Annotated in this window: 8 protein-coding genes; all 8 read right to left on the bottom strand. The window is 36.0% G+C overall.

Annotated elements, in window-relative coordinates; translation table 11 throughout:
* The coding region (locus CI949_RS04370; protein ID WP_290763318.1) for an efflux RND transporter permease subunit at positions 1-537 on the bottom strand (537 nt) is incomplete at its 3' end.
* The gene (locus tag CI949_RS04365) at positions 537-2,057 is read right to left on the bottom strand and encodes an efflux RND transporter periplasmic adaptor subunit (RefSeq protein ID WP_290763316.1); all 1,521 of its coding nucleotides are present in this window, start codon (positions 2,055-2,057) and stop codon (positions 537-539) included. The genes CI949_RS04365 and CI949_RS04370, both read right to left, overlap by 1 nt.
* Positions 2,047-3,366, bottom strand: coding sequence for a TolC family protein (locus tag CI949_RS04360; RefSeq protein WP_133531109.1), 1,320 nt, complete (start codon positions 3,364-3,366; stop codon positions 2,047-2,049). The genes CI949_RS04365 and CI949_RS04360 overlap by 11 nt, the downstream gene beginning before the upstream one ends.
* Positions 3,356-3,946, bottom strand: coding sequence for a TetR/AcrR family transcriptional regulator (locus CI949_RS04355; RefSeq protein WP_133531108.1), 591 nt, complete (start codon positions 3,944-3,946; stop codon positions 3,356-3,358). The genes CI949_RS04360 and CI949_RS04355 overlap by 11 nt, the downstream gene beginning before the upstream one ends.
* Before the next feature lie 282 nt (positions 3,947-4,228).
* Complete coding sequence (locus CI949_RS04350) at positions 4,229-4,522, bottom strand: YkvA family protein (RefSeq protein ID WP_133531107.1); 294 nt, start codon at positions 4,520-4,522, stop codon at positions 4,229-4,231.
* Between the two features lie 128 nt (positions 4,523-4,650).
* Positions 4,651-5,439, bottom strand: a complete 789-nt coding sequence (locus tag CI949_RS04345) for a MetQ/NlpA family ABC transporter substrate-binding protein (protein WP_108142663.1) — start codon at positions 5,437-5,439, stop codon at positions 4,651-4,653.
* Positions 5,440-5,578: 139 nt separating this feature from the next.
* The gene (locus CI949_RS04340; RefSeq protein WP_108142661.1) at positions 5,579-6,253 is read right to left on the bottom strand and encodes a methionine ABC transporter permease; all 675 of its coding nucleotides are present in this window, start codon (positions 6,251-6,253) and stop codon (positions 5,579-5,581) included.
* On the bottom strand, positions 6,246-7,268 hold the full coding sequence (locus CI949_RS04335; RefSeq protein WP_108142659.1) for a methionine ABC transporter ATP-binding protein: 1,023 nt from the start codon (positions 7,266-7,268) through the stop codon (positions 6,246-6,248). The genes CI949_RS04340 and CI949_RS04335 overlap by 8 nt, the downstream gene beginning before the upstream one ends.
* Positions 7,269-7,323: the final 55 nt, after the last annotated feature.

Genomic DNA, 7,323 nt, shown 5'->3' with positions numbered 1-7,323 from the left:
CCCCCGCATATTTACCTGGGCAACTCCCGAGATACGTTCCAGTCTGGGAATTAATTCATCTTCAACCTCTTCTTTTAATTCATCAATCTCTAAACCCTGGGCTGAAACACCATAGACCATTATCGGTATCATGGCAGGATCAAATTTAAAAATCATCGGGCTGTCAGCATCTTCAGGTAAAGTCATGCTATTAACTAAATCCACCTGTTCTCTTAAATCCTGAACAGCAAAATCCATATCACGACCCCAGTTAAATTCTACAACAACTGTTGAGGAGCCCCTTGAGGAAGTTGACGTAATACTTTTAACTCCTTCAACTGTAGCAACTGAGCTTTCTATCTCTTTTGTAATTAAATTCTCTATTTCTTCTGAGCCAACACCCTCATAAGTTGTAACTATTGCTGCCCCAGGAAAGGTGATATCTGGGAAAAGGTCAAGACTTAATCTGGAAAGTGCCACCGAGCCAATCAGCAGCACCATCAAAATGATCATTGCAGTTGTAACTGACCTCTTTATCGAAAAATCGGATAACTTCATTAATTTCTCACCTCAACTTCCTGGCCGGCTTCTAAATTGCTTTGTCCTCTAATTATAACATCCTCATCAGCATTTAAACCTGCCAGAATTTCAACTCTGCTGTCAGTTTTAATTCCTATTTTTAAATCTTTTCTGACGGCTTTTCCATCTTCTACCACAAAAAGATATGGATTATCACTATTAAGATTAACAATACTCTCTATTGGTACAACTACAGCTGAACCTGATTTTCCTTTAGTGATTTTAACATCTGCAAACATTCCAGCTCTTAACCTGTGCTCCAGGTTAGGTATCTTAACTTTCACTAAAAATGTTTTGCTTGCCCGGTCTGCAGCAGGAGCTATATTAGTAACTTCTCCTTTAATGTAATGCTGCATTGTTTCAGCCCTCACCTCAACTGTATCACCTTTATTAATCGTAGAAACTGTTGCCGCAGTTACATCTATTTCTGCATATAACTGATCAATATTTATTAAATTAAGAACCGTCTGACCTGCAGGAATCATTTCTCCTTCATCAAAATTTACTCGATTTATCAATCCTGAAAAAGGAGCGGTAATCTGACTTTTAGTAATTTGATTCTTAATTTCGTCTAATCTAGCCTCTGCCTGTTTAACCGCAGCAAAGCTAGCTCTTATTCTTTCTTTTCTTGGACCTCTTTTAGCTTCTTCTAAATTTGATTCAGCAACTTTTAAATTTGTACGAGCACTATTTACCTGGCTGCGTGCATTTTCCAGCTGCTGTTTTAATTGTGTAGGATTATTATAAGTTGCCTTTGTTAATTGATAATTTTTTTCGGCTGCCGCAAGGGAAGTTTCAGCCTGTTTTACTGAAATTTGAGCATTTTTATATGATGATTCTGCATTTTCATAAGAATTTTTTGCATTCTCATATTCTCTTTCCGAAATCACATTATCTGCATATAAGTTTTTTGATCTTTCATACTCCCTTTCTGCCTGATTATAATTAACTTCAGCCTGATTTAAATTCTGCTTTGACATCTGCAGCTGCTGCCTGGCACTATTAAGCTGCTGTTCTGCATTTACCAGCTGCTGCTCCAGTGTCCGGCGTTCATTATATAGTTCCTGCATTAATTCCAAATTGGTTTCTGCACTTTCTAAGCTTGCTTTAGCGTTCTCATAATTAGCCTGTATTCTCTTCAACTGTTCTTCTGTTACACCATTTTTTAGTTCTTCATAATTGGCACGAGCACTATCTAAAGCCGCTGCAGCCTGGTTTTTCTGGATCATAAGTGTCTCATCATTAATTTTTATTAATTCAGCACCCTTTTCCACCTGTTCTCCAATTTCTATATTTACCAGATCAGCGACTCCTCCAATTTGGGCAGGAATATTTACATCCTGAATCGGAGTTAAAGTACCTGTAATCAACTCATCAAGACTAATATCGTCGGTAACTGATTTAGCTGTTTCAACAACCTTTGACTCCTGAGCCAGAACCGGTAAACTAACAAAAAGTAAAATAATTAGTAAACAAATGACTTTATCTCTATTTTTCATTGTTTATCACACCCTCAAAATATTCTTTTAGACGACCACTTTTATAGATAGTTCTAAATAATTCTGTTTCATATTTATATGTTGCCTGCAGTAGAGACGTTTTGGCCTGATTGTAGGTAGACTGAGCATCAATTACATCTGTATTACTTGCTACTCCGGCTTCATAACTTTTATTAGCAATTTCTAAATTTTCTTCAGCATTTTCTAAAGAAAGCTGTTCTAATTCAATTGCCTCTTTATTCTCTTTTACAGTTAAAATCGAATCTTCTACCTCTATATCTATATTTTCTAATAAATCCTGCCGATTATTAGCTATTTTTTCTAATTCTTTTTCCTGTTTTTCGGCATTAAGATTTCCCTTACCTCCATCATAAAGAGGAACATTAACTCCCAGAGTCATCGACCAGCTTTTCTGATCCATAAATTCCTGCCCCTGCCAGTTATAAGAACCATTAAGAGAAACACTGGGTCGATAATACTGACCCTTCAGTTTCTGGTTCAACTTTATAATTTCTTTATTTAATTCTAAAATCATAAGCTGTGGGTCATTTGCCAGGGCTGTGTTAAATAGTTTTTGCTGTTCTAATTCCAGTTCAAAATCAATTTCTGGATCACTGGGCTCATATACTTTATCTGTAGTTAAGAGCTGAGTCAGGCGCCTCCTGGCAATTTTTAAATCATTTTTGGCTGCAGTCAGTGCTTCTTCAGCTTTTCTCTGTTCAATCTGACTCTGCAGTAAATCCCGCCGAATTGCAATCCCAGCTTCTAAATTATTTTTCACTATTCTTAAATGTTCATTTACAGTATCCAGGGCTTCTTCTCGAATTTTAACCATACCCTGAGTCTGTAAAACACCATAATAAGCCTGGATTAAAGAAAAAATCTGATCTTCAACACTCTGTTCATACTTAGTTCTGGCAATTTCTAAACTATAACCGGCAATTTCTTTCTGCATAGAAACCCTGCCGCCCAGCCAGATTGGCTGAGTTAAAGATATAGCTGTACTGTAATTCTCATCAGGACCTTCTACCATACTTAATGATTGCAAGTCAAAACTCGGTTGCCCTTCGTCCAATTTAGTATAGGAAGTCTGCAGACCTAAGGTTGGAAAGTATGATCTTTGAGCCAGTTCTATATCTTTTTCTGCATTCTCAATATCTTTACGAGCGTTTTCTAATATCCTATTTTCTTCAATTAAAATCTTTACTGCTTCTTCTAAATTAATATCCTCTGCTGCCATTACAGCAGGAGTAGATAAGAAAATAACAGCAACTAAAAATAAGGTAATTACTTTCATTCTATTTTTCATCTTGATGCTCCTTTCTACTAATCCCATTCATTATAAAATCATAAATAAAGTTGATTTTATCTTCTACTTTCTCATCATTATCTAATATTTCTTTTATTTGAGGTGTAAATAAAACTGACATAATTAATGCCGCCATGTTAGTAGAATTTTCACTTCTTATTAAACCTTCTTCTATTCCCTGTTCAACAATTCGAGACACAATTTCTATATTTTTTTTGTGTTTAGACTCAATTGCATCTTTGAAATCGCTGCTAATTAACTCCACATTGTTCCTAAAAACTTCCAGCATATCTAAATTTTCTATCAAAGTTTTGAATACACATTTAAGCAAAATTCTAATCTTCTTGTCACTGCTGATTTCTTTCGCAGCGATTTCTTCGAAAAGCTCATGAAAATAATCCAGACCAGTAACTACAGTTTCTCTAAACAGTTCTTCTTTACTATCAAAATACCAGTAAAGGGTACCCTTGCTGATCTCTGCACCCTCTGCTATCTGAGTCATGGAAACAGCATGATAGTTGTTTTTTGAAAAAAGATGAAAGGCTGACTTTAGTATTTTGTTTTTCGTATCTTCGGCCATAAAAACCTCCTTAACCAAATTTTAATCTTCTCAACTAACCGATCAGTAGTCATTATAACTCAAAATTTATTTTTTGTCAACCGTACGGTCGATTATAATTAGATTAATCCTGGATTATTCATAGAAGCCGCGAAATAAATTATCAGTGCTAATATATCAATCATTTATCAAAATATTGTTTTCACCCAGTAGGTGAAAGTTATAGGAAAATCAGGGTCTTTAAATCTTTTTAAAAACAAAAAACTCTACAACCCTGATTCTGGCTGTAGAGTTATCTATTTATTATTCAACTGTATAATCATCAATATCTATTGCATCAGGATCTTTTTTCTTTTTTTCGACCTCTGGATCTCCACTCTGATATTTCTTTAAAAGATTTCTTAAAACAGGCCACATCAAAATAAAGACTGCAATATCATCAATCTGACCTAAGAGCGGAAAAAAGTCTCCTACCAGGTCAAAAGGGAAAATAAGGTAGGCAACAGGTACTAAAAATAGTGCCTTTTTGCTTATCTTAACATCCGAGTCTTTCATAAGACGAATTATATTTACAACAGCTGCCAGGCTTTTACTCATAATTTCCACCTCATTTTTTCTCTTTCCTACCACTTATTATACAACATTTCTGATTGAAAAACAAAAAAGGAACAGTTCGAAAACTGCTCCTTCTGCTAATCATTATTAAATTACAATTTAGACCGAGATTAAAATGCTGGTACAACAGCACCTTCATATTCTTCTAAAATAAATTCTTTAACAGCTTCTGACTGAATAATCTCAGCTAAAGTATTAATCTTTTCACTGTCCTCATCACCACTGCGAACTGCTATTACGTTAACATATGGTGAATCACTACCCTCCATAACTAAAGCGTCTTCTAGAGGGTTTAAGTCAGCCTCCAGAGCATAATTGGTATTAATAACTGCACCTGCAACATCAGGTAAGACCCTTGGTAATTGAGCTGCTTCCAGTTCCTCAAATTGTAGATCTTTAGGATTTTCTACAATATCAATTGGAGTGGCGTTCAAGTTTTCTGGATCATCTAATGTAATAACTCCTTCATTGTGCAGTAAGATTAAAGCTCTACCTTCATTTGAAGGGTCATTTGGTAGGGCAATTGAAGAACCCTCTGGAATTTCATCTAAGCTTGTGTACTTATCAGAATATAATCCTATTGGCTCCACATGAACCTTAATTGCTGAGACTAAATCTAGACCACGATCTGCGTTAAACTGTTCTAAATATGGTACATGCTGAAAGAAGTTAGCATCAATACTGCCGTCATCTAAAGCAATGTTTGGAGTTACATAATCAGTAAACTCTACTATTTCCAGTTCAATACCTTCAGCTTCCAGATCTTCTCTAATAAACTCAAGAATTTCTGAATGCGGCAGTGGTGTTGCCCCAATCTTAAGCAGGTGACCATCAGCCTGAACAGCACCAGCAAATACGAAAGTCAAAATTGCTAAAATCAAAATTGTTTTCTTTAACATAATTATCTCTCCTCTTCTACTTGTTATAAATTTATAAATTAATTCTGACACTATATATTTTGTCAGAAATAATTCCACGCTTCTCTTCTATCTTATGTTATTCTAAATCAAAACATGATAATAGTAAATATTTTACCACTTAGGCTCTGTGATCAAAAAATGAAGCTATCTGATTACCAAAAAATTGAATTAACTGCACCATAACTACCAAAATAACAATAGTCTCCAGCATAATAGCCAGCTGAAAACGCTGGTACCCATAGCGGATAGCGATATCGCCGAGACCACCCCCACCAACTGCTCCAGCCATGGCTGAATAACTTACCAGACTAATTGCTGTCAGAGTCAGGCCGAGAATAATCGCCGGCAGTGATTCTGGTAATAAAACTTTAAATACAATCTGTAAGGGGCTGGCTCCCATCGACTGAGCTGATTCGACAACTCCCTGATCAATTTCTAAAATCGCATTATCAGTGACTCTTCCCATAAATGGAATTGCTGCCAGAGAAAGTGGAACTACCGCTGCATTGGTGCCAATTGAAGTCCCAACTATCATTCTGGTAAAGGGAATAACTGCTACCATTAGAATAATAAAAGGAATCGATCGCCCAATATTAATTATTCCATCAAGAATAAAATTTAACGGTTTATTGGGTAAAATATGGCCCTGTCTGGTGATTGTAGTTAAAATACCAAGTGGAATTCCTCCTACTATCGCAAAAAATAATGACATTGCCACCATGTATAAAGTTTCTAAAGAACCGCTAATCATTAAATCATTGTAGCGGGCTAAATCTGTAATAAAATTAAACATTATCCAACACCTCAACTCTTAAATCCTGACTCTTTAGATAGGCAATACTTTCCTCAATATTGGTCAGCTGCCCTTCTAAATCAAGCACCAGAGTACCAAAAGGAACACCCTGAATTTCATCAATATTTCCATATAAAATATTTGCGTCAACTGAATAATGTTTTACCAGATCAGAAATATAGGGGTCATGTGTCTTTTCTCCCACAAAGGAAACTCTAATTAATTCTCCCGGTCTTTCTTTTCTAACATATTTAACTATGCGCTCCGGCAGATCAAAATCAATAACTGAACTGATAAACTTTTTGGTCAGCGCTTTCTGCGGCTTTGAAAAAATATCAATTATTGATCCTTCCTCAATAATTTCTCCAGCCTCTAAAACAGCAACTCGATCACAAATATCTTTAATTACTCCCATCTCATGGGTAATTAAAATAATTGTCAGGTTCATCTCATCTCTAATTCTGCCTAAAAGTTCAAGTACAGATTTAGTACTTTCCGGGTCAAGCGATGAGGTCGCTTCATCCGACAAAAGTAAATCAGGGTCATTTGCCAGAGCTCTGGCAATACCTACCCTCTGCTTCTGACCTCCAGAAAGCTGAGCTGGATAATGATCTGCCCGATCTTCCAGGCCGACCAGTTCAATTAATTCTTTTGCTTTTTGACGTCTTTTCTTTTTTCCCACTCCTGCAATTTCAAGTGGAAAAGCTACATTCCCCAGGACAGTTCTTGAAGAAAGAAGATTAAAGTGCTGAAAAATCATACCAATCTTCTGCCTGGCAGCTCTTAAATTCTGAGAGCTGAGTTCTGTCAGATCTGTACCATTAATATTTATAGTTCCAGAAGTAGGCTCTTCCAGTAAATTGAGCATTCTAATCAAAGTACTCTTCCCTGCACCACTGGGTCCAATCATTCCAAATATCTCACCATCAGCAACTTCCAGGTTGAGTCCATTGATTGCCTCAACTTTTCCCTGAGCTGCATGATAGTGCTTAGTTAAATTTTCAATTTTAATCAATACTAATCACCCTTTAAAAAATAATAAAACTGCTCCAAATATCAAGAGCAGTTAG

The organism is Halanaerobium sp. (assembly GCF_003070835.1).
Note: the sequence above shows the minus strand (reverse complement) of the source record. Positions and strands in the feature narration are given on the sequence as shown.

Bases quoted from the DNA above. Each gene is read 5' to 3' on its own strand.
- CI949_RS04350 (WP_133531107.1), bottom strand. From the start codon at position 4,522: ATGAGTAAAAGCCTGGCAGCTGTTGTAAATATAATTCGTCTTATGAAA.
- CI949_RS04340 (WP_108142661.1), bottom strand. From the start codon at position 6,253: ATGTTTAATTTTATTACAGATTTAGCCCGCTACAATGATTTAATGATT.
- CI949_RS04365 (WP_290763316.1), bottom strand. From the start codon at position 2,057: ATGAAAAATAGAGATAAAGTCATTTGTTTACTAATTATTTTACTTTTT.
- CI949_RS04345 (WP_108142663.1), bottom strand. From the start codon at position 5,439: ATGTTAAAGAAAACAATTTTGATTTTAGCAATTTTGACTTTCGTATTT.
- CI949_RS04360 (WP_133531109.1), bottom strand. From the start codon at position 3,366: ATGAAAAATAGAATGAAAGTAATTACCTTATTTTTAGTTGCTGTTATT.
- CI949_RS04355 (WP_133531108.1), bottom strand. From the start codon at position 3,946: ATGGCCGAAGATACGAAAAACAAAATACTAAAGTCAGCCTTTCATCTT.